This window comes from Clostridium sp. AF37-5, assembly GCF_003477605.1.
Taxonomy (GTDB): domain Bacteria; phylum Bacillota; class Clostridia; order Lachnospirales; family Lachnospiraceae; genus Eubacterium_F.
The window spans coordinates 1-20254 of sequence record NZ_QUDR01000029.1; the positions used below are offsets into that span (position 1 = coordinate 1).

Here is a 20254-nt window from a genome sequence, read left to right on the forward strand (position 1 = left end):
TTGTGGGTTCTTGCCGTCCAATGCGCATAGAGCGTGTGGTTTTCCGCGCGGGTCATCTGTGTATCTTCCGTTACTTTTGTTCCACCGTTTTTTGCCGTGTACCATCCATCAAAGGTGTAACCGTATCGGGATGCCGTTGTTAAGGAATAATCCTTATCGAACGTGTTCGGCAGTTCAGCGTCTTTCACCTCTCCTCCGTTAGCATCAAAGGATACCGTATAGGTGATTGGTTCCAGAATTGCCTTGAAAATAGAGTTGCAATCCACTGTCATGGTAGTTTCCGGTTCTAATTTCTCCAGCTCTCCTACCGCTTCTCCGTTTGCATTCATTGAATACTTTTCCCAACGAATCAGCTTATATCCAATAGTCGGATAAAAGTTTTCCGGCAGATTTGGTGAGAAAACTTCCTGATAGGAATGTTCTTCGTTCTGTACGTTGGTATTCTGATTGTTTCGGAAAGAAACCTGATAGACTTCCGGTGTCCATTTGGCGTATACGTCCGTTCCATCCGGAACTTTTAATAAAACGCCGTCTTTGTCGAAAATCTGTGTGTTTTTCTCAAAATATCCTTCAAATACATAGTGTTCTTTTTTTGGTGGATGAATGTTGCCGAAACTACGACTTTTCTCATCTTCCTTTCCTTCAAACACATATACCGAGTCATATTTCAGACCACTGCCCCCGCGGTTTACTTCACCGCCATCCGGAGCATCTGCATGAAGCGTAACTTCTTTTGCGGCTGCACCGATGTAAGGGAACTTGTCCGGGTCTTTTAAGATGGCCGGGATATTGGTTTTGTACTTCGTTTTGTAAACAGTTTTTAATGTGTTTTCCGGAGTAGTTACTGGTCCGCGGAATGCGAAACCGCTAGACGTATTATCTGTTCCGTCCAATGTAATATTTGGAGAGTTGCAATAGACAAGATTTTGGTTAAAGCAGTTTTGTCCAATTTTTTCTAAAGAATCTGGCAAATAAATAGTTACATCTCCTCTATATCCTTCATCCTTGCTTCCATATCCATCCTGACTAAACGCCCAATCATTAACCGTTTTCAGCCCCGTACAAGCCGTGGCGTCAACGACAATGCCTGAACTGGTGACGTTGAAGGAGCCGAGAAAAAACGAATCCTTGTTTTTCGCGTCTGCATCTCCTAACGATTCTACCTTGTGATAGGCAATGATTTTTCCATTTTCGCATTCGGGAATTTTATCAGGGATGATAATATCATCTGTAATGTTTTTAGAAGTATCACCATCTTCTTGATATACTCCTACAATTCGAACATTTATTGCCGGACTATTACTATCTCCTGAAACTGTATCATACGCCCATTTTATTTCTCCTTGCGTTTTAGAATTATATCCTTCTACTGGTACCACTGCATTCTGTTTTCCCTCTTTAATATAACAAGAACCGGCTAACAGGCCGGCAATAAACAATGCGCAGATAGCAAAGGATATAATATTTCTTTTTCTTGCTTTCATAAATAATCTCCTTTCTTAAAGCGATTCAGTTGTACGGCAGCTAATTACTACCGGACTCCTGTTGTTTTTAGTATAGTATTAATATGTCTGTTAAGTGGAGCTAATTATATTAGCCCCACTCAAATACAGATATTATGTGTTAAATTAAATCTTCCTTTAATTCTTTTAAAATATTTTTAAAAATTGACAAATCTGTATAAGCATCAAATCGTAAATTATTTGATTCTTTTGGAAATTTAAAAGTTTCAGTATTTATAAATTGTTTGCATCTATCAATAAGATTTATGTCTTTGGATGATTCAAATGCTTTATAATATCTTTCGGTTTATCACTAATAATATCCTTTATTCTTAATTCAATTAAATTTGCAACAAACATATATATTGTAAAGCATAAATCAATTTGCATTACAATTGGAGTTATTTTGTCTTTTATAAATTTGTTTACAGAACGAAAATTTTTTCTATTATTTTCTCCATTCTCTTCTCCATAAAAAAAAGCTATTTACTCGCAAGCAAATAGCTCATATTTTGAATCGTCCACTAAAGCAAGACCTCTCTTTACTATATTATAACCCATTTCATAGAAATTACAATATCATTTTTATAATCATATGTCATAATCTTAGATTATGTGCTATTGATTTCCCAATTATATTCAAAATATTACATAGCAATGTGCCTTTGTCGCTTATATACGTTTTATGGTAACATATTTCCAATTGGAAATCAATTGTTTTTTTATTATTATACACAAGTTATATAATACTATGTTTTGAAATTTTACAAGAGAGCACATTTGTCCCTTCTTTCATTTACCCAACTCACCCATTCAACACCAAATTTCTTATCTCCTCCGTCCGAACCGCACCAAACGCCCGACTGTCCAACGAATGATTTCGATTATCTCCCATCACAAACCATTCATCCTCTTTTAATTTGCAAATACAATCCCTAGTTTTCATTGGCTCATTCAAATAAGGTTCCTCTATTTGTTTGTGATTCACATAAACTGCATTGTCCCGAATTTCCACCGTATCCCCCGGCGCACCAATAACCCGTTTAATAATATTTAATTTGCCATCCTCTAAAAGATATTTCTTTGGCACATTCGCTTTTGGTGAAATGATAGCAGAAATAATATCGCCCTTTTCAATCCGCCCTTTTAATGCAGCACTGCAGAAAATCAACTGACCATCCTTAAGCGTTGGCTCCATACTTTCCCCCTCTATCTGAGAAGGACGCACAAAATAAACAAGCACACAGGCAAAAATAATTCCAAATAAAATAGGAAAACCATAAGCCCGTACAATACCTTTTATTTTTCCTTTTTTCAATTGTTTCAAATATCTCATCCCCTTGCATATTCTGCTGCATAAAACAGAAAGTATAAACCTAATATACCATTTTTCCAAAAGTATATATACTTATTTGTTAAAAAAAGAAATCCCCCGCACACAGCGAGGGAATATAAAACGGAGACGATGGGATTCGAACCCATGTGCCCGTGAAGGCAAAACGATTTCGAGTCGTTCTCGTTATGACCACTTCGATACGTCTCCACAACATATTCCATTTTATCAGAATAAGGTAATTTGTCAATAGAAAATTACAACTTTTCTACTCCCCGTTAAGTGCCTCAATTAAAAACAATTCCACTGCTAACTGGTCCGACAATTTACCGGATTTAAACTGCTCTTCCAACTCCAATCTGGTTTGCAGCATCGCCAGTAATTTACTGCGTTTGAAAAGTGCCGCCTGTTTTTCATACTTAGGAATTGTAAACGGAGGAACCCCGCATTTTTTTGCAATTTCTCCTGAGCGAAGTCCGCGGTTTTTACACTCCTTCACCTGAAGTAAGATGTTGATGTGACGCGAAAACATAAATAAAATAGACATCGGCGATTCCTTGTTGGTATACAAATCTTCGTACAATTTCATCGCACGATTTTTCTCGCCAAGTGCCACGGCATCAATCATGTCAAACATCTTGGAAACCGTTACTCCCGAACAAATAGCATCTACTTCCGGCACATCAATCAACTTACTTTCACCTACGTAGCCGATGCATTTTTCAAGTTCATTGCTGAGCATTTCCATATCCGTTCCCACTCGCTCAATCAACCGCTCGGCACCCTTTGTTGAAATGCTTTTCCCTGCTTTTTTCATATAGCCGGCAATCCACCGTTTCAACATATGTTCCGGCTGTCTTGTACACTCGGTCACACAGCCATTTTTGTTTATCCACTTAAAAAGACGGTTGCGTTTATCAATCTCGCGCTCCACAAAAATGATATAAGTGGTCTCCGGAAATGACTCCACATAATCTGCCATATCACTGCTGCTTTTAAAATAACCACTGTCCTCTACAACAATCAAACGGTTTTCAGCAAAAAATGGAAGAATCTGAGCCGCCTCGGCAATCTGGGATGGCTCCGGTTTATCACGAAAAAATGTGCGGTTCATCTCATCATCCGGATTCGATAGTTTTTCAATCAACTGATTCCGATAATACTGAACCATGTATCGCTCCTCGCCGTATAAAAGCTGGAAACGGGATATTTGATTATTCTTTAACTCATCCTCAATGCGAAGCATATCTGACTCCTCTCAAAAATACGAGCCGGTCAGCATTTTTGTGACCGACTCGCTTTTACAAATTTCTAATTAGTCTTCATACTCTTTGTAATCAAAACTTCTAAACTCTGCAACCGTATTGTATCCGGCATAATCAACACATGCCATACCAACAAATGCACCGGTGAAGAATCCGCCATAGCTCTGCAGTACATAGTCATCCGATAAAATGGATGCGTCTAAAGTTACCGGAATTTCTTTGTAATTCTCACCATCAAATGAATATTCGTAGGTATAAGTCTGTTTTCTAACTTTTGTGCGGAACCATACATCTGCGCCATCCGGTACCGGAATTGCATCATCGCGGAGGAATGATGTATAGCCGCCACGGTTACACTGGGCCACTTCGATGACACGTCCATTTTTCTCATTCCATGTGATAAATGCAAAGGACCAATGCTTGTCATTATAGAAGTTGGTAAGTCCTGCCATCTGCTGATAAGAAAATGGATTGTAACTTACTTTTACAGAAGCATCAAAGTTAAATGCCTGCCAGCGTTTTGCGACCAGTGACAGTTCATGTTTATTGCTCAGAGAACCCTGTCCGCGGAGAGTCAGTTTGCCATCTCCTGTCGTTCCCATTGCATCCGTAAATGGAACACGAAGGGTATTCCATTCATTATGTAATTTTTCAGTATCAAATTCATCATGCATGGAATGATCAAGCGGTGCATCTGTTTTAATTGCATCTTTCGGTGCATCTACAAGAACCTTTCCGCCGTGGCCGCCTTCAATACGAGGCCAGCCTTCTTCATCCCAGTATACTTTCTGAATCGCTGTCTCACGTCCAAGAGTACAGTAACCACGTGGGTCAATGCAGCACTGATTTTCATGAGTCCATGGACGTCCGCAAAGACTTGCATAATACCACTCACCGCTTGGTGTATCAACAAGTGCGCCATGTCCCTGTTTCTGGATTTCCAAATATGGCGTATCAAAGTTTGTGATAAATGGGCCATCCGGCTCTGTCTCAAAACTTAATTCGTCAAGTGTCTTAGAGCGTGCAACCACTTCCTGATGTGTATATACCGTTCCGCCCTGAGCAGCAAACAAATAATAATATCCATTAATTTTGTACAAATGAGGTCCCTCGACCAATTTTACCTCTGTACCATTGTAAATATTTCTTGCTGTCTCCGGTTTTAACTGCATTGTTTCTGTATCAAATTCTGTCAATGTAATGCCATCAAATGCATGGTGATACTCTCTGTGATCCCATGTCTGCTGAACAAGATATTTTCTTCCGTCATCATCATGGAATAACGAAGCATCAAAACCAACACCATTCACACGAATTGGGTCAGACCAAGGACCATGAATATCTTCTGCTGTCGTGATGTAGTTTACCATATCTTTGAATGGTCCCTCGGTTACTTTAACATCTGTGTAAACGAGCCAGAACTTACCATCTGCATAGGAAAGATCCGGTGCCCAGATACCGCCTGAAGACGGATTTCCTTTCATATCAAGCAGTGTCGTTGTTGACAAGGCCGATGGCAGCAGTTTCCAGTGAACCATATCTTTGGACTCGTGCAGACGAACCCCCGGGAACCACTCAAATGTAGAATTTGCAATATAATACGTGTCATCGACACGAATAATTGACGGATCCGCATTAAAACCCGGCAATACAGGATTTTTAATCTGTTCCATAATTTAATAACCTCCAAAAGTAATCATTTCTGTTTGCAGTAACATTATATCAAAAAAACAACGGCTTGTCTTTAAGATTTTCAAACTTTTGCTTCCATATTTTTCGGCAGTACCAGATTCAGAATTACAGCCACTAAAAAGACTACTGCAACGCAGTTCTGAGCAAATACATTTTGCACAATCTGCGGGAAAATCGCAAAAATCTCCGGTACCTGGGTAAAGCCAATTCCCACGCTTAAGGATAACGCAGCTATGGTAATGTTTCTCTGGGTAAATCCACATTTTCCAATCATCTGGATACCACTGACTACAATTGTACCAAACATCATAATCGTACACCCGCCAAGAACAGAATCCGGAAGCGTTGCAAGCACAGCACCAAAAATCGGAAAGATACCTGCCAAAATCATAATAACCGCCCCTGTCGCAATAGCAAAACGGTTCACAACTTTTGTCATTGCCACAAGACCAACATTCTGGCTGAAAGAAGTAATCGGCAGACAGCCAAAGCAGGCAGATAATGCACTGACAAAACCATCACAGGCAATCGAACCTGTTGTTTCCTTCACCGTCACATCCCGGTTTAACCCGGATGAGGCAAGTGCCGATGTATCTCCAATCGTCTCCGTTGCCGACACAAGAAAAATTAACGTAACCGACACAATGGCATTTAAATTAAACTCCATCTTAAATGGCATAATATGCGGAAATGCAATAATTGACGTATTTGCAAGTGCAGAAAAATCCACCTGATGCATACAAACCGCCAGAATATATCCAACCACAAGTCCAAATAAAACTGACAACTGTTTAAAATAAGATTTAGCAAATAAATTAAACAAAATACAGCTAAGTAACGTCACAGTTCCGATAATCCAGTTCTGCACCGAACCAAAGTTCTCACTTCCACTTCCACCGCCAAACGAAGCAGAACCAACCGACAGCAGAGAAAAACCAATTGCTGTAACAACACTCGCTGCTACAATCGGTGAAATCCACTTCAGCCAGTACTTTGCAAATAATCCCAGCGTTCCTTCTAAAATACCACCGATCAAAACAGCACCAACAATCGTTTCATATCCGTAAGTTGTTCCAATAAAACACAAAATGGATACGAATGTAAAACTAATTCCCATTACAATCGGCAGCCCCGAACCAACACGCCAGATTGGAAACAACTGTATTAATGTACCAATTCCGGCAATCAGCATAGCACTCTGAATCAACATGGCAATCTGTCCGTTTGATAATTTGCAGGCGTTTGCCACAATAATAATTGGCGCAATGTTTGCCACAAACATCGCTAAAATATGCTGTAATCCAAACGGCACGGCATGACCAAGTGGCACTTTACCATTTAATGTATAAATATTGTCAATGGAAGCTTTTGTTTTTTTCTCTTTATTCATTTTATCCTCTTTCTCCTGTGTAATTATTGCTCACGAAATGTAATCGAACCGGTCTCTGCATCCATGGCATCCACAATTGCCAGTGATTCCAACTGATAACCAAGATTTCTAATGGTCTGTCCGCCAATCTGGAATCCTTTTTCAATCGCAACACCAATTCCCTCAACCGTTGCCCCGGCGCTATTTACAATCGAAATCAGCCCCTGCAGGGCACATCCATTTGCTAAAAAATCATCAATAATTAACACATGGTCATCCGGTGATAAAAATTTCTTTGATACAATTACCTGATTTTTGCATTTATGAGTAAATGACTCCACTTCTGCCACATACATATCACCATCAATATTGATGCTTTTTGATTTCTTGGCAAAAACAACCGGCGTTCCAAAATATTTAGCAACAATACACGCAATTCCAATTCCGGACGCCTCAATCGTTACTACCTTATTAATCGGTTTTCCGGCAAAACGGCTTTTCCATTCTTCACCCATTTTTTCAAATAATTCGATGTCCATCTGGTGATTCAGAAAACTATCCACTTTTAATACATTTCCTTCTTTTACTACTCCATCTTTTTGAATCCGTTCCTCTAAAAAGTTCATTTGTAATTCCTCCTACAACCGTTATTGTAATATAATCACCAGTCACTTAGCAAGCGTTTTTTACCACTTTCTTTTTTCCACAAAGAAAGGTACCATTTCCCGTTCTGACATTCAATGGATACCGCCCCTTCTTTATCCGTCCGGTACACCTTAGAACCTATATTTTCAAGACGTTTCAACGTCTCTTTGTGTGGATGTCCATAACGGTTCTTTTTTCCACACGAAATAACGGAAACATCTGGTTTTACCTGCTCAAGAAAAATTTCTGAACTCGCCCCCTTGCTGCCATGATGCGCAACTTTCAAATAATTTACATGGGAAAGTTTATTGATGATTTCTTTCTCCCCCGCTTCCTCTAAATCTCCGGTAAATAATCCTGTAAAATTCTGATAATTCACCTTCAAAACAAGTGAAGAATCATTCGCTGATTTCCATTCATAATCCGGATATGGATGCAGACAGGATATTCGTAACTCATCAATTGTTACCGTATCGCCACGCTGCATAAACATAAGATTGCATCCTTTATTTCGGAGTTCGTCTAACAGCGTACAGTACGCCTCCTCTTTTTCATTTAATTTCGGTAGAATTACGGTTCCAATTTTTACTCCCATCTGATTGGCAGCACACAGCCATTCGACGGCACCATTAGTATGGTCTTTGTCACTGTGCGTCAAAAAAAGATACGACACATAAGAAATTCCCTGCGATTTCAGAAAAGGAATCATACGGTATTTTCCTACTTTATTTACATCAGAACTGCCTCCATCAATTAAAAATGTATGATTTTTTGTGCGGATGCAGCTGCAATCTCCCTGACCGACGTCCAGATTGGTAATCTGCAAATCAAAATTATTATGAATCGGCAGAAATAATACAAAAACGCCAAAGGCAAGAGTCAATAAAAATATTTTCTTCTGTTTCCATTTCTGCAAAAATAAAAACAAAACACCACATCCATAATACAAGAACACCTGCCAGTCTGTCGGTTTTCCTGTGATAACAACAGCCCCCGGAATCTTTACAAACAAATTTCCAATCCACTCAAATAACATAAAACAAAAATGTGCAAATCCAAAGCAGAATTTTCCTGCAAAAATGGTAATACTCCCCAGTCCGATTCCAGCCAGTGAAGTCACAAAAATTCCTCCCATAAACGGCAGAAACAGTACATTGGCGGCAATACTTAAAATTGAAAATTCATAATAAGCCGTCAAAAGAATAGGAAGTGTAACAAGCTCAATACCAGCCGTTCCGGCAACTGCCATCCAAATCGGATTTTTACTTTCCCACGCATCACAGAACACATCCACAAAAACATAGATTCCGAGCACCGTTCCATAAGAAAGCAAAAAACCGGTCTGGAACAATACCATAGGATGAATCAAGAGCTGACATATCGCACTGAACGAAAGTGCACTCAATCCATCATAATGTCTTCCGGCAAGTCTTGCCAAAAGCATACATCCCATCATGATAACTGCCCGCTGTGTCGAAATGGAAAAGCCGGTCAAAATACCATAAAGGAACAAAAGCACCATGGTTACAACGGCCGCTCCCTGCATTGGCATAAAATATTTGCGCAGTACAAAAAACAGGCTGGCACCAATGAGTGAAATATGCAGTCCAGATATGGCAAGCACATGTGCAATTCCATTCTCCTGATACAACTGTTTCACTTCATCAGACAACCCACTTTTATCGCCCAAAACCATTGCGGATACAATCCCCGCTGTTTTTTCATTACAGCACAAAGAAACCACATCTTGTAAGTGATTTCTCAATCGATGCAGAAAATCTTCCGGATTTTTAACCGTATTCTTTTTTATTTCTATTTTACCGGCAAATCCCTGCGCGGTAATTCCTAATTCCGTGTTGTATTTATATTCATCAAATTGTCCGGGATTTCCCGGTTTCTCAAACGAATGGATGGAGGCTGTGACCGCCAAAAGATTACCAATATGCAGCTCCTTTGGCATCGCCGTATTCTCATTTGCATATAATTTTATTTTTTTGCACGAAAATGAATCCTCCCCTTTTACGTCACGAACGACAAGCGTATATCCATTATCTTTTTTTACAAATTCTTCAAGTTCGCAAAGAAAATGAATCGACTCCCGCTCATAAGAAACCGGTTCCTTTGTATTTATCCACGCATTACAAAGAATCCCCAAAATCATGCATACCAATACCACACAAAGTGGTCTTCTCCTCACCCGATTCCTCCCTTTTTATTTCATGTTCTATTTCTCATTTACCGTTTCCACAAGATTTAAATTCCGCTCCAATACTGAATGGAACGAATCCATCTCCCCGTACTGCTCCTGTGCCTCGCCATCAATAGTAAATTGTACCCGGTTGACATTGGAAAGCTCACACAATGTATTTACAATTGAATACACTGTTACCTCACTGCTGATTCCTGCCAGCAAATCATTAAATCCGCTTCCCAAATCCACATAACAAATCTGGTCGCGTATTGTTATGTGATTCACTACCGTTTCCTTTGGAATTGCCGGTTTGACATCCTTTAATTTCCCTTTTTGTCCGGCTATCACTTCATCTGCCTGAATCAATTGATTAATCAGAAGTTCCGCCAACGGTGTTGCCGCATTGTAAGTTACCGATGTCGTTACCGCACGCAGTTTATCTCCTGTGCGGTTCGATAAATACAACGTAACCTGTCTGCGCTGTTCTTTTCCCAAAGCATCCAGATTCTGCACAAAATCATCGGCACTCATCGGTCCTACGGCATTTCCCGAAAGCATGAGTGGCTGATCTTCTACATGAAATTCCACATAATGAATCTCATCTAACTGGCATAATGTTTCCACAATTGCTGCACGGGACAATGTCTCTTCCACGCCGCTTCTCTCATAATACGCAGCAGAAAAAGAAATTGACATCTGATGATTTTTCAGTTCAAAATCTAACACATCTACATTTTCACTAATCGGACTCTTTAAGTTGGCATCCTCCCCCGTAGTCTGAAGCTGTTTTAATAAATCGGCAACAACTGCGTTCGTATCCTTTTTTTCATGAGGAGATTCCATCGTCCCTTCTACAAGTCCTGTCATATCCTGATTCAGATAATAAACCAAATATGAATCCATTTTCTCTTTACTTTTGCCACAAGAAAATAAAATCCCCGCCGCCATAATAAGAAACATGGAAATTATAATCTTTTTCATAGCAGCCTCCTATTCCGAATACATCAGAGGAATTCGTACGGCAAACGTAGTTCCCTGTTGTTCTATACTGTGAACTTTAATTGAGCCACGGTGCAATAAAATTGCATTTCTCGTAATTGCAAGTCCTAAGCCGTTTCCACCGGTTTCTCTGGAACGTGCCTTATCCACACGGTAAAAACGCTCGAAAATACTATCCTGCAATTCTTCCGGAATACCAACCCCGGAATCCGATACCTTCAAATAAAAGAATTTATGGTCTGCATTCAAAGAAACACGAACCCAGCCATTATCGTAATTATACTTAATCGCATTTTCAATCAGATTGCGAAATGCCATAGCCAATTTTACTTCATCCACCTGTGCTGTAACAGAACGAACACTTTCAAAAATCATCTCAATATTCCGCTTATCCGCAATCGGCTGAAGCTGTTTCAAAATTGCTTCCAGAAATTCATTAATATTGACCTCGGAAATATTGACTTCTGAGGCATTTTTATCCATTTTTACGAGGGTAAGCAAATCATTGATAATTTTATTCATTCGCTCCAATTCTTCATTAATGTCCACCATAAATTCCTGATAAAGTTCAACCGGAACATTTTCCTGTCCAATCAAAGATTCTGCTAAAACTTTAACCGACGTAATCGGTGTCTTCAACTCATGTGAGACATTCGACACAAATTCCTGCCTTGCATCTTCCAGATTCTGCAGCACACTAAGCATTGAATTAAATTTATCCGAAATATCCTCTGCTTCCGAATATCCGGTTATCTGCATCGTCTCATTAAAATCACCGGAAGAAATCATCGCAATCGAGCCGGCTACTTCCTTCATAGGCATTACAACCTGACCGGAATACAAAACAGAAATCACAAGAATAATAAGTCCAAGCACCAATACGAGCGTAATTGCAATCGACTGCATCGAATCATACAGAGTGTTCACACTGTTCAGCGAAAAATTCATTACGACAACACCATCAATCGAATTGCTCTCCGGATTATGCACCGGAAGAACCAGTTCTACCATGTTTTCACTCTGGCTTACAAATTTGCTGTCTGCACCGTTGACACACCGGACAACTTCCTCCAAAAGAATCACTTTACCTTCTTCTAACCCATATGTGTCACGGGTTACATTCAAATCAGAATCCGCAATCAAAATACGGCCTCCAAAAATATCCGCGACCTGTGTCAGTTCAGAATCTACTTCTGCCCCTGAATCACTGGTAAAATAGGCAGAAGAAACAACAAGGTTACATATAATGGAACCTCGTGTCTGCAATTCATTAATACGTTGTGAAATAGCCTTTGCCCGATATGTATTGATAAAAATCAATGTAAATACAACGAGCGGAATGATTCCTATCAGAATCAATACAGCCATGCTTTGTGCCCGCAGGCTTTTAAAAGCTTGAATTTTACTCTTTATTCTCGAAATAATAACCAACACCCCATTTTGTATGTATAAATGCCGGATCACTTGGTGTCTCTTCTATTTTTTCACGAAGTCTTCGGATATGAACATCCACGGTTCTTGCATCCCCCGGATATGCAGCTCCCCATACTTCATGAAGCAGATTATCCCTGCTGTAAATCTTTTTCGGATTACGAACCAAAAGACTCAATAATTCATACTCACGCGTTGTCAGACTAATTTCCTTATCCTTGATATAAACACGTTTACCCATCGAATCCACCTTAAGGCTTCCATAAACTTCCAGTCCATCGGATTCTTTATGATTTTTCTTACTGCTTCGTCGAATAATCGCCTTAATTCTCGCCTTAACCTCTAAAATATTAAATGGTTTCGTAATGTAATCATCGGCTCCATATTCGAGTCCAAGGATCTTATCCATGTCGTCGCCTTTTGCTGTAAGCATAATAATCGGAACATCTGAAAATTCCCGAATCTGCTGACAAACTTCAAACCCTGACATCTTTGGTAACATCACATCTAACAAAATAATATCATATTTTTTTTCGTGAGCCGCCTCTAAAGCACTCTCTCCATCATATGCATAGTCCACTTCCATTCCATCCTGCTCTAAGCTGAAACGGATTCCTTTCACAATTAATTTTTCATCATCCACTACTAAGACTTTTTTTGCCATCTGCTCTGCCTCCACAAATTTTACAGTTATACTGTAATATCATCCTTGATTTTTCCGAACACTCCTTCTTTAATTCCGGTAATGTTCATAATGTCCTCAATTTTCTTAAACGCACCGTTTTTTTCCCGGTAGGAAATAATCTGTGCTGCTTTGGATTCCCCTATCCCGCTTAATTTCATCAGTTGTTCTGCGGAAGCGGTATTCAGATTAATTTTACCCGCTTCATCCGCTGATGACATTCCGTGGGAACTTTGTTCCTCTTGCGCGGCTTTCCTTTTCCTCTTCTTTTCAATCGTAAGTTGTGTTCCATCCTTGACAACCTCTGCTAAATTAACAGAAAGTTTATCTGCTTTTTTGGTAAAGCCACCTGCTTTTTCCACAACATCGATAAAATGAGGTTCTTTTGCAAAAGTATATACTCCCGGATTCTTCACTTCGCCACATATGTAAATATACACCACAGCTTCTGTTTTTGAATCCGATGTTTCTTTTTTACCCTTTGTTTCTCCCGACTGATCAGCAAACGATTCCGTCACAACTGCTTCTTTTTTAGAACCGGCATTTAGCAAAAAATACAAAACACCGCATAAAAAGAAAGCTCCAATCAAGAGAACCATTTTTAACTTATTTTTGTTATCTTTCATCACTCTTTCCTTTCTGGCCGGAAAAAAAGAGTGCTACTTAACTATTTTACCAATGTTATTCCATTTTTACAATGGCAAATTTACTTATTTTTTACTTCCACTTGAAAATGGCAATTCCAGCAACAATCGCAGCTACACCAATACACTTTCTCCACTCAAACGGCTGTTTATCAATCCCAAACAGCCCAAAAAGTTCAATCAGATACGACATGACGATCTGAACCGACACAATAAACATCGCAGAACGGGCAGGACCAATCGCATTAATGCTGTAAATTACCGTATAAGTAATAAAAGCTCCCAGTGCTCCACCTAACAGCATATATTTAGGTGAAACATGCCACAAACTACTGATTGCACCATCTCTTCCGGTAATAAACCAAGCCAGTACACAGACAACAAATGCACTAATCTGTACAAATGCAGATGACAGCCAGATACTCGTCTGTTTGGTCACTTCCGCATTAAATACACCCTGTACACTCATAATGGCACCTGAAATGGCAGCCACTAAAATTCCCAACATAAAAGCACCTCCTTAGTAACTTCACGGTAAACGATTCTACCGTAAAGTCTTCCCAAGAAAGGTGCAATTATTCATCCATTTTTAATCATCCAGTACAGAATCTAAAATCGCAATCATTTTATCCACATCGCTTTTTTCAATAATAAGCGGCGGAATAAAACGAATGACATTTGCGCCTGCGCTCATAAAAATGACGCCTTTTTCCAATGCCTTTGTAATATAAGGACCGGCAGGAACGGAAAGTTCCAAGCCACGCATCAGTCCCATACCACGTGTCTCAACAGCAATTTCTTTTTTCTCCACCAATTTCTGCAGACATTCATTAAGATACTCTCCAACTTCTTCTACATGGTTCGGAATTTCTCTCTTTTCAAAAATTTCCAGTGTCTTTGCCACCGCTGCGCAGGCAAGTGGATTTCCGCCAAATGTTGTACCATGATCTCCCGGCACAAGGCACTTAGCCACTTCTTCTTTTGCCGCGATTGCACCTACTGTAATACCATTTCCGATTCCCTTTGCCATCGTCACAATATCCGGTACAATATTATATTTCTGGTACGCAAACATCTTACCGGAACGTCCCATACCACACTGAATTTCATCACAAATCATAACGATATCATTTTCATCACACAATTTGCGGATTCCCTGTAAAAATTCAGCGTTTGCAGGATAAATTCCACCTTCGCCCTGAACGGCTTCCACAATGATGGCATATGTATTTTCTGTAACCGCTGCTTTTACACTCTCGAAATCATTGTAATCAGCAAATGTAACACCCTGTAACATCGGTTCAAAAGGCTCTCTGTATTTTGCCGTACCGGTAACGGACAATGCTCCCATGCTTCGTCCGTGAAATGCTTTATTCATCGAGATAATCTCATGACGATTTTCATGCCCCTGCATAATGGCATATTTTCGTGCCATTTTCAAAGCGCCCTCATTGGCTTCCGTACCGCTGTTTGCCATAAATACACGGTCAAGTCCGGTTGCCTTTGCAAGACCTTTCGCTGCCTGCAATAATGGCTCCGAATAAAAATAGTTAGAAAAATGAATTCCTTTATCAATCTGTGTTTTCAAAGCATCTGTGTATTCCTTATCTCCATAGCCCAATGCACAAACGGCAATTCCGGCACCAAAATCCAAATATTCTTTTCCATTTGTATCGTATAATTTCACGCCTTCTCCATGGTCTAATACAACCGGATAACGGTTATACGAATGAACTAAATACTTCTCTGATTCATCTATCATCTGTTTCATATCACATGCTCCTTCCTAATCCTGCTCATGCGGATACAACGTTGTGTTGTTATCAATAATTGCTGTACCAATACCTTTTTTGGTAAAAAACTCAAGCAGCAGACAATGTTGTCTACGTCCGTCCAGAATATGGACACGGCTTACACCTTCTTCTACCGCTTCCACACAGTTTCTTATTTTCGGAATCATACCACCGCCAATGGTTCCATCCTCAATCAACTGTTTTGCCTCATCAGTTGTCAATACAGAAATCAATGTTTCCGGGTCTTTCGGGTCTTTGCAGACACCCTCAATATCCGTCATAAATGCCAGTTTTTCTGCATGAATACACTTTGCAACTGCACTTGCCGCATCATCGGCATTGATGTTATATGCCTGATAATTTTCATCCATACCAATCGGCGCAATAATCGGAATAAAATCTTTGGCAATCAAAGTGTCAATCAAATCGGAATTAACGGATTTTACTTTTCCCACAAAACCGATATCTCTTCCACCGGCTGTTTTTTTCTCACAAAGCATTGTGCCACCGTCTTTTCCGCTGATGCCGGCTGCCTTTACTCCAAGTTTCTCCATCATCTGGACTAAATGCTTATTTACCTTATTTAAAACCATTTCTGCCACTTCAATCGTATCGGCATCTGTCACACGAAGTCCTTCTACAAATTCACTCTCTTTTCCCATATAGCCAAGCCATTTGCTAATTTCTTTTCCGCCGCCGTGAACAATAATCGGCTGCATGCCAACCAGTTTCAACAAAGCAACATCTTTAATCACTGATTCCTGCAATTTTTCATCCAGCATAGCGCTTCCGCCGTATTTTACAACTACTTTTTTTCCGTTGAAATCACGGATATAAGGCAGTGCCTCAATCAGCGTTTCCGCCTTAAGTACAACTTCTTTCATCTTATCTTCCATCTTTTTGTCCTCTCTAACTTCTGTAATCGCCATTTATTTTTACATAATCATAAGTCAAATCGCATCCCCAGGCAATTGCCGATGCATCCCCCTGCTTCATGTCGCAAATAAATGTAACTGCATCTTTTCCTAATAAAATAGTCGCCTCATCTTCACTGTAATCTGTCGGCACACCATCTTTTACTAAAACAATCTGCTCATCCTCAGCTTCTAAAATCAAATCGATTACATCCGGGTCAAAGTCTGCACCGGAATACCCCAGTGCGCACAAAACACGTCCCCAGTTCGCATCCTTGCCAAACACCATTGCTTTCACGAGGTTTGAAGTCACAACCGATTTACTAAAAATCTTTGCCTCTTCTTTATTCTTACAGTGAACTGCTCTTACTTCCATCAGCCTCGTAGCGCCTTCTCCGTCCGCTGCCATCTGTTTTGCCAAATCCGTTGCAACAAAACTCAGTGCCTCTTTGAATTTTACATATCCATTCGTTCCTGCTTTGATTTCAACACCGGATTCGCCATTGGCAAGCACCAGATATGTATCATTTGTTGATGTATCGCGGTCAACCGAAATCATATTAAAACTATCTGACACAATTTCGGAAACCATTTCCTGCAGTAAATCATGTGAAATTTTTGCATCTGTTGTCGTAACGCTAAGCATCGTTGCCATATTCGGGTGAATCATACCGGAACCTTTGCTCATGCCACCAACTGTTACGGTTACTCCGTCCACCTCAAAACTGGCTGCCGCTTCCTTCGGAACAGTGTCCGTTGTCATAATTGCCTTAGCCGCAAGCAGACCTGCTTCTTTTGTATCTGCCAGTGCATCCTTTAAAAGTTTTGCACCTTTTTGTATCGGTTCTTTTTTTATCTGCATTCCGATAACGCCGGTTGAAGCTGTCAAAACCTCTTTTGTCGAAACGCCAAGTGCCTCTGCAATTTGTGAAGCCATGTACTCATTAATTTCTTTACCTTCGCCTCCGGTACAGGCATTGGCAATTCCACTATTCAATACGACCGCATGAACATCCTTTTTGCTCTCAACAATTTCTTTATCCCACCAAACCGGTGCTGCCTTTACTACATTCGTTGTAAAAGTTCCTGCACAGACCGCCGGGCTTTCTGTATAGACAAGGGCCATATCTGTACGGTTTTTATATTTAATTCCTGCCTCTGCGCTCGCCGCCATAAATCCTTTTGCTGCGGTAACGCCGCCTTCTATTGTATTCATCATATTTTCCTCCTTTACGGAACCATCGGTACAAGCCGGAGCCCCTCTGCCTCATCAAATCCAAACATCAGATTCATGTTTTGAACTGCCTGTCCGGCAGCACCTTTTGTGATATTATCCATTGCTCCCATCATAATCACGCGATGCGTGCGCTCGTCAACTTTTACATTTACATCGACAAAGTTGCTTCCCTCAACCCATTTGGTCTCCGGACACACACCCTCATCCAGCACGCGCACAAAATATTCATCTTGATATGCTTTCACATAAGCCTCTCGAATCTGCTCTTTTGTCACACCTTCTTTATATTTTGCATATGCCGTAACCAAAATACCACGGTTCATTGGAATCAAATGCGGAGTAAAATTAAGTGTAACATCTTTTCCGCTAATATAGGAAAGCTGTTCTTCAATCTCCGGTGTGTGACGGTGCGTGGCTACTCCATATGCCTTAATATTCTCATTTACTTCGCAGTAAAGATTTGGAACTTTTGCACCTCTTCCTGCTCCTGATGTTCCGGATTTTGCATCAATAATTAAAGTATCCATATCAATCAGTCCTTCTCTTGCAAGCGGTGCAATCGAAAGTGTTGAACAGGTTGGATAGCATCCCGGATTAGCAATCAAACGTGCCTTTTTAACTTGCTTGCGGTTTAACTCACACAATCCGTATACAGCCTCATCCAAATACTGAGGGCTTTTATGTGTGATGCCGTACCATTTTTCATAAACCGCAACATCTTTTATTCGGTAATCCGCACTCAAGTCAATCACCTTTGCCTGGGAAAGGATTTCGTCATCCAGAACACCTGCCAAATACCCCTGCGGTGTTGCGGTAAATATCACGTCTGCCTCTTTTGCCAAAGTATGTAAATCATCACTTTTACAAATATTTTCTACAATCTGAAAAACATTTCCAAAAACGGAACTAAATTTCTTATCCACATAACTTCTCGAACCATACCATACAATCTCAACTTCTTTGTGCTGCAATAATAATCGAACCAATTCCTGTCCTGCGTACCCTGTAGCACCGATAATTCCAGCCTTTATCATAGCATCCTCCATTCCGCCGTACTTTGGCAGCTCACTCTTTTTATTCATCATTTATGCATATTTATACATATTATACACAAACCTCAATTATTATACATCTTTTCCGATAAATATGCAATACCTAACTAGAATTTATTCGTCATTCTTTGAAAATAATTGATTTTATGCTTGCATAATATTCACTTGTGGTGTATATTAGAAAAAGGTTAATACCAAAAAATACATACGGAGGTTCTATTATGAAAGAAAAAGTTATTTTAGCTTATTCCGGCGGCCTGGATACAACAGCAATTATTCCATGGCTTAAAGAGAATTTTGATTATGAAGTTATCTGTGTCTGCATTGATTGTGGACAGGGTGAAGAATTGGACGGTCTGGAAGAAAGAGCTAAGTTCTGTGGTGCATCCAAACTTTACATTGAGGATGTTGTCGATGAGTTCTGTGATGAATATGTAGTTCCTTGTGTACAGGCTCATGCTGTATATGAGAACAAATACCTTCTTGGTACTTCGATGGCTCGTCCGGTTATTGCAAAACGTCTTGTTGAAATTGCAAGAAAAGAAGGCGCTACTGCTATCTGCCATGGTGCTACCGGAAAAGGAAATGACCAGATTCGTTTCGAACTCGGTATCAAAGCACTTGCTCCTGATTTGAAAATTATTGCAGCTTGGAGAAGTGATAAATGGACAATGGATTCCCGTGAATCCGAAATTGAATACTGCAAGGCACATGGAATTGATCTTCCATTCTCCGCAGATTCCAGTTACAGCCGTGACCGCAACTTGTGGCATATCAGCCATGAAGGTCTTGAATTGGAAGACCCGGCAAACGAGCCTAACTTCGATCATCTTCTGGTTCTTGGTACAACACCGGAAAAAGCACCGGATGAAGGTGAATATGTAACTATGACATTTGAAGCCGGCGTTCCTAAGAGCGTAAACGGAAAAGAAATGAAAGTTTCCGATATTATCCGCACTCTGAATGAATTAGGTGGAAAACATGGTATCGGTATTGTTGATATCGTAGAAAACCGCGTTGTTGGAATGAAATCCCGTGGTGTTTATGAAACTCCTGGCGGAACAATTCTTTACGAAGCTCATCAGCAGTTGGAAGAATTAATTCTTGACCGCGATACAACAACATTGAAAATGGATATGGGGAATAAACTTGCTCAGATTTGTTACGAAGGCAAATGGTTCTCTCCTCTCCGCGAGGCAGTTCAGGCATTTATCGAGTCAACACAGAAATATGTAACCGGCGAAGTTAAATTCAAACTGTACAAAGGAAACATTATCAAAGCCGGAACCACTTCACCATACAGCTTGTACAATGAAAGCATTGCAAGTTTCACAACCGGAGATTTGTATGACCATCATGATGCAGAAGGTTTCATTAACCTCTTTGGTCTTTCTACCAAAGTTCGCGCAATGAAGATGGCAGAAGTAGAAAAGAATAATAAGTAAACAACCGTATTGTTGTAAATAACAAAACAGCCTTCCATCCAATGATGTGAAGGCTGTTTT

17 protein-coding genes and 1 tRNA gene are annotated in these 20254 nt (G+C 40.1%); 1 reads left to right on the forward strand and 17 read right to left on the reverse strand.

The genetic code is table 11. The features are described from left to right. The 17 genes from DW019_RS13610 to argC form a co-directional block, all read right to left on the reverse strand. Positions 1-1484 (reverse strand): InlB B-repeat-containing protein (locus DW019_RS13610; RefSeq protein ID WP_147353036.1); only part of this gene is annotated, 1484 nt, incomplete at its 3' end. Between the two features lie 823 nt (positions 1485-2307). Beyond that, positions 2308-2829: a signal peptidase I gene (lepB, locus tag DW019_RS13615; protein WP_182431153.1), complete on the reverse strand. Its 522-nt coding sequence runs from the start codon at positions 2827-2829 to the stop codon at positions 2308-2310. A 130-nt stretch (positions 2830-2959) separates the two neighbouring features. Further along, a tRNA-Ser gene (locus DW019_RS13620) sits at positions 2960-3045 on the reverse strand. A gap of 58 nt (positions 3046-3103) precedes the next feature. Next, positions 3104-4081: a DNA polymerase III subunit delta gene (gene holA, locus DW019_RS13625; RefSeq protein WP_022377928.1), complete on the reverse strand. Its 978-nt coding sequence runs from the start codon at positions 4079-4081 to the stop codon at positions 3104-3106. A gap of 69 nt (positions 4082-4150) precedes the next feature. After that, entirely contained in the window at positions 4151-5773 is a 1623-nt protein-coding gene (locus tag DW019_RS13630; RefSeq protein ID WP_117479940.1) for a glycoside hydrolase family 43 protein, read from the reverse strand. Between the two features lie 80 nt (positions 5774-5853). Beyond that, complete coding sequence (locus DW019_RS13635) at positions 5854-7182, reverse strand: nucleobase:cation symporter-2 family protein (RefSeq protein WP_117479938.1); 1329 nt, start codon at positions 7180-7182, stop codon at positions 5854-5856. Between the two features lie 23 nt (positions 7183-7205). Beyond that, positions 7206-7787 carry a xanthine phosphoribosyltransferase gene (locus DW019_RS13640; protein ID WP_022377931.1) on the reverse strand — a complete coding sequence of 194 codons (582 nt, stop codon included), beginning with the start codon at positions 7785-7787 and terminating at the stop codon, positions 7206-7208. A 35-nt stretch (positions 7788-7822) separates the two neighbouring features. Next, positions 7823-10003: a DNA internalization-related competence protein ComEC/Rec2 gene (locus tag DW019_RS13645; protein WP_147353037.1), complete on the reverse strand. Its 2181-nt coding sequence runs from the start codon at positions 10001-10003 to the stop codon at positions 7823-7825. A 27-nt stretch (positions 10004-10030) separates the two neighbouring features. Then, a complete protein-coding gene (locus DW019_RS13650; protein ID WP_118443929.1) occupies positions 10031-10978 on the reverse strand; it encodes a GerMN domain-containing protein in 948 nt (315 codons plus the stop codon). A gap of 9 nt (positions 10979-10987) precedes the next feature. Next, on the reverse strand, positions 10988-12364 hold the full coding sequence (locus tag DW019_RS13655; protein WP_117479930.1) for an ATP-binding protein: 1377 nt from the start codon (positions 12362-12364) through the stop codon (positions 10988-10990). Positions 12365-12398: 34 nt separating this feature from the next. Continuing rightward, positions 12399-13091, reverse strand: a complete 693-nt coding sequence (locus DW019_RS13660; protein WP_022377935.1) for a response regulator transcription factor — start codon at positions 13089-13091, stop codon at positions 12399-12401. A gap of 26 nt (positions 13092-13117) precedes the next feature. Then, on the reverse strand, positions 13118-13735 hold the full coding sequence (locus DW019_RS13665; protein ID WP_118443930.1) for a helix-hairpin-helix domain-containing protein: 618 nt from the start codon (positions 13733-13735) through the stop codon (positions 13118-13120). Positions 13736-13826: 91 nt separating this feature from the next. Continuing rightward, positions 13827-14261, reverse strand: a complete 435-nt coding sequence (locus tag DW019_RS13670; protein ID WP_022377937.1) for a DMT family transporter — start codon at positions 14259-14261, stop codon at positions 13827-13829. An 81-nt stretch (positions 14262-14342) separates the two neighbouring features. Continuing rightward, the gene (locus DW019_RS13675; protein WP_118443931.1) at positions 14343-15524 is read right to left on the reverse strand and encodes an aspartate aminotransferase family protein; all 1182 of its coding nucleotides are present in this window, start codon (positions 15522-15524) and stop codon (positions 14343-14345) included. 15 nt (positions 15525-15539) lie between these two features. Next, entirely contained in the window at positions 15540-16442 is a 903-nt protein-coding gene (argB, locus tag DW019_RS13680; protein ID WP_117479946.1) for an acetylglutamate kinase, read from the reverse strand. Between the two features lie 13 nt (positions 16443-16455). Further along, on the reverse strand, positions 16456-17679 hold the full coding sequence (gene argJ / locus DW019_RS13685; protein ID WP_347474427.1) for a bifunctional glutamate N-acetyltransferase/amino-acid acetyltransferase ArgJ: 1224 nt from the start codon (positions 17677-17679) through the stop codon (positions 16456-16458). 11 nt (positions 17680-17690) lie between these two features. Further along, positions 17691-18731 carry an N-acetyl-gamma-glutamyl-phosphate reductase gene (argC, locus tag DW019_RS13690; RefSeq protein ID WP_117479944.1) on the reverse strand — a complete coding sequence of 347 codons (1041 nt, stop codon included), beginning with the start codon at positions 18729-18731 and terminating at the stop codon, positions 17691-17693. Positions 18732-18970: 239 nt separating this feature from the next. On the opposite strand from argC, the gene DW019_RS13695 reads away from it, so the two are divergent. Continuing rightward, positions 18971-20194 (forward strand): argininosuccinate synthase, encoded by a 1224-nt coding sequence (locus DW019_RS13695; protein ID WP_022377942.1) that lies wholly within the window; start codon positions 18971-18973, stop codon positions 20192-20194. Positions 20195-20254 lie beyond the last annotated feature (60 nt).

Excerpts from the sequence above, each read along its gene's own strand:
- holA (WP_022377928.1), bottom strand. The coding sequence starts at position 4,081 with ATGCTTCGCATTGAGGATGAGTTAAAGAATAATCAAATATCCCGTTTC.
- DW019_RS13630 (WP_117479940.1), bottom strand. The coding sequence starts at position 5,773 with ATGGAACAGATTAAAAATCCTGTATTGCCGGGTTTTAATGCGGATCCG.
- DW019_RS13635 (WP_117479938.1), bottom strand. The coding sequence starts at position 7,182 with ATGAATAAAGAGAAAAAAACAAAAGCTTCCATTGACAATATTTATACA.
- DW019_RS13640 (WP_022377931.1), bottom strand. The coding sequence starts at position 7,787 with ATGAACTTTTTAGAGGAACGGATTCAAAAAGATGGAGTAGTAAAAGAA.
- DW019_RS13650 (WP_118443929.1), bottom strand. The coding sequence starts at position 10,978 with ATGAAAAAGATTATAATTTCCATGTTTCTTATTATGGCGGCGGGGATT.
- DW019_RS13655 (WP_117479930.1), bottom strand. The coding sequence starts at position 12,364 with ATGGCTGTATTGATTCTGATAGGAATCATTCCGCTCGTTGTATTTACA.
- DW019_RS13660 (WP_022377935.1), bottom strand. The coding sequence starts at position 13,091 with ATGGCAAAAAAAGTCTTAGTAGTGGATGATGAAAAATTAATTGTGAAA.
- DW019_RS13665 (WP_118443930.1), bottom strand. The coding sequence starts at position 13,735 with ATGAAAGATAACAAAAATAAGTTAAAAATGGTTCTCTTGATTGGAGCT.
- DW019_RS13670 (WP_022377937.1), bottom strand. The coding sequence starts at position 14,261 with ATGTTGGGAATTTTAGTGGCTGCCATTTCAGGTGCCATTATGAGTGTA.
- DW019_RS13675 (WP_118443931.1), bottom strand. The coding sequence starts at position 15,524 with ATGAAACAGATGATAGATGAATCAGAGAAGTATTTAGTTCATTCGTAT.
- argB (WP_117479946.1), bottom strand. The coding sequence starts at position 16,442 with ATGGAAGATAAGATGAAAGAAGTTGTACTTAAGGCGGAAACGCTGATT.
- argJ (WP_347474427.1), bottom strand. The coding sequence starts at position 17,679 with ATGATGAATACAATAGAAGGCGGCGTTACCGCAGCAAAAGGATTTATG.
- argC (WP_117479944.1), bottom strand. The coding sequence starts at position 18,731 with ATGATAAAGGCTGGAATTATCGGTGCTACAGGGTACGCAGGACAGGAA.
- DW019_RS13695 (WP_022377942.1), top strand. The coding sequence starts at position 18,971 with ATGAAAGAAAAAGTTATTTTAGCTTATTCCGGCGGCCTGGATACAACA.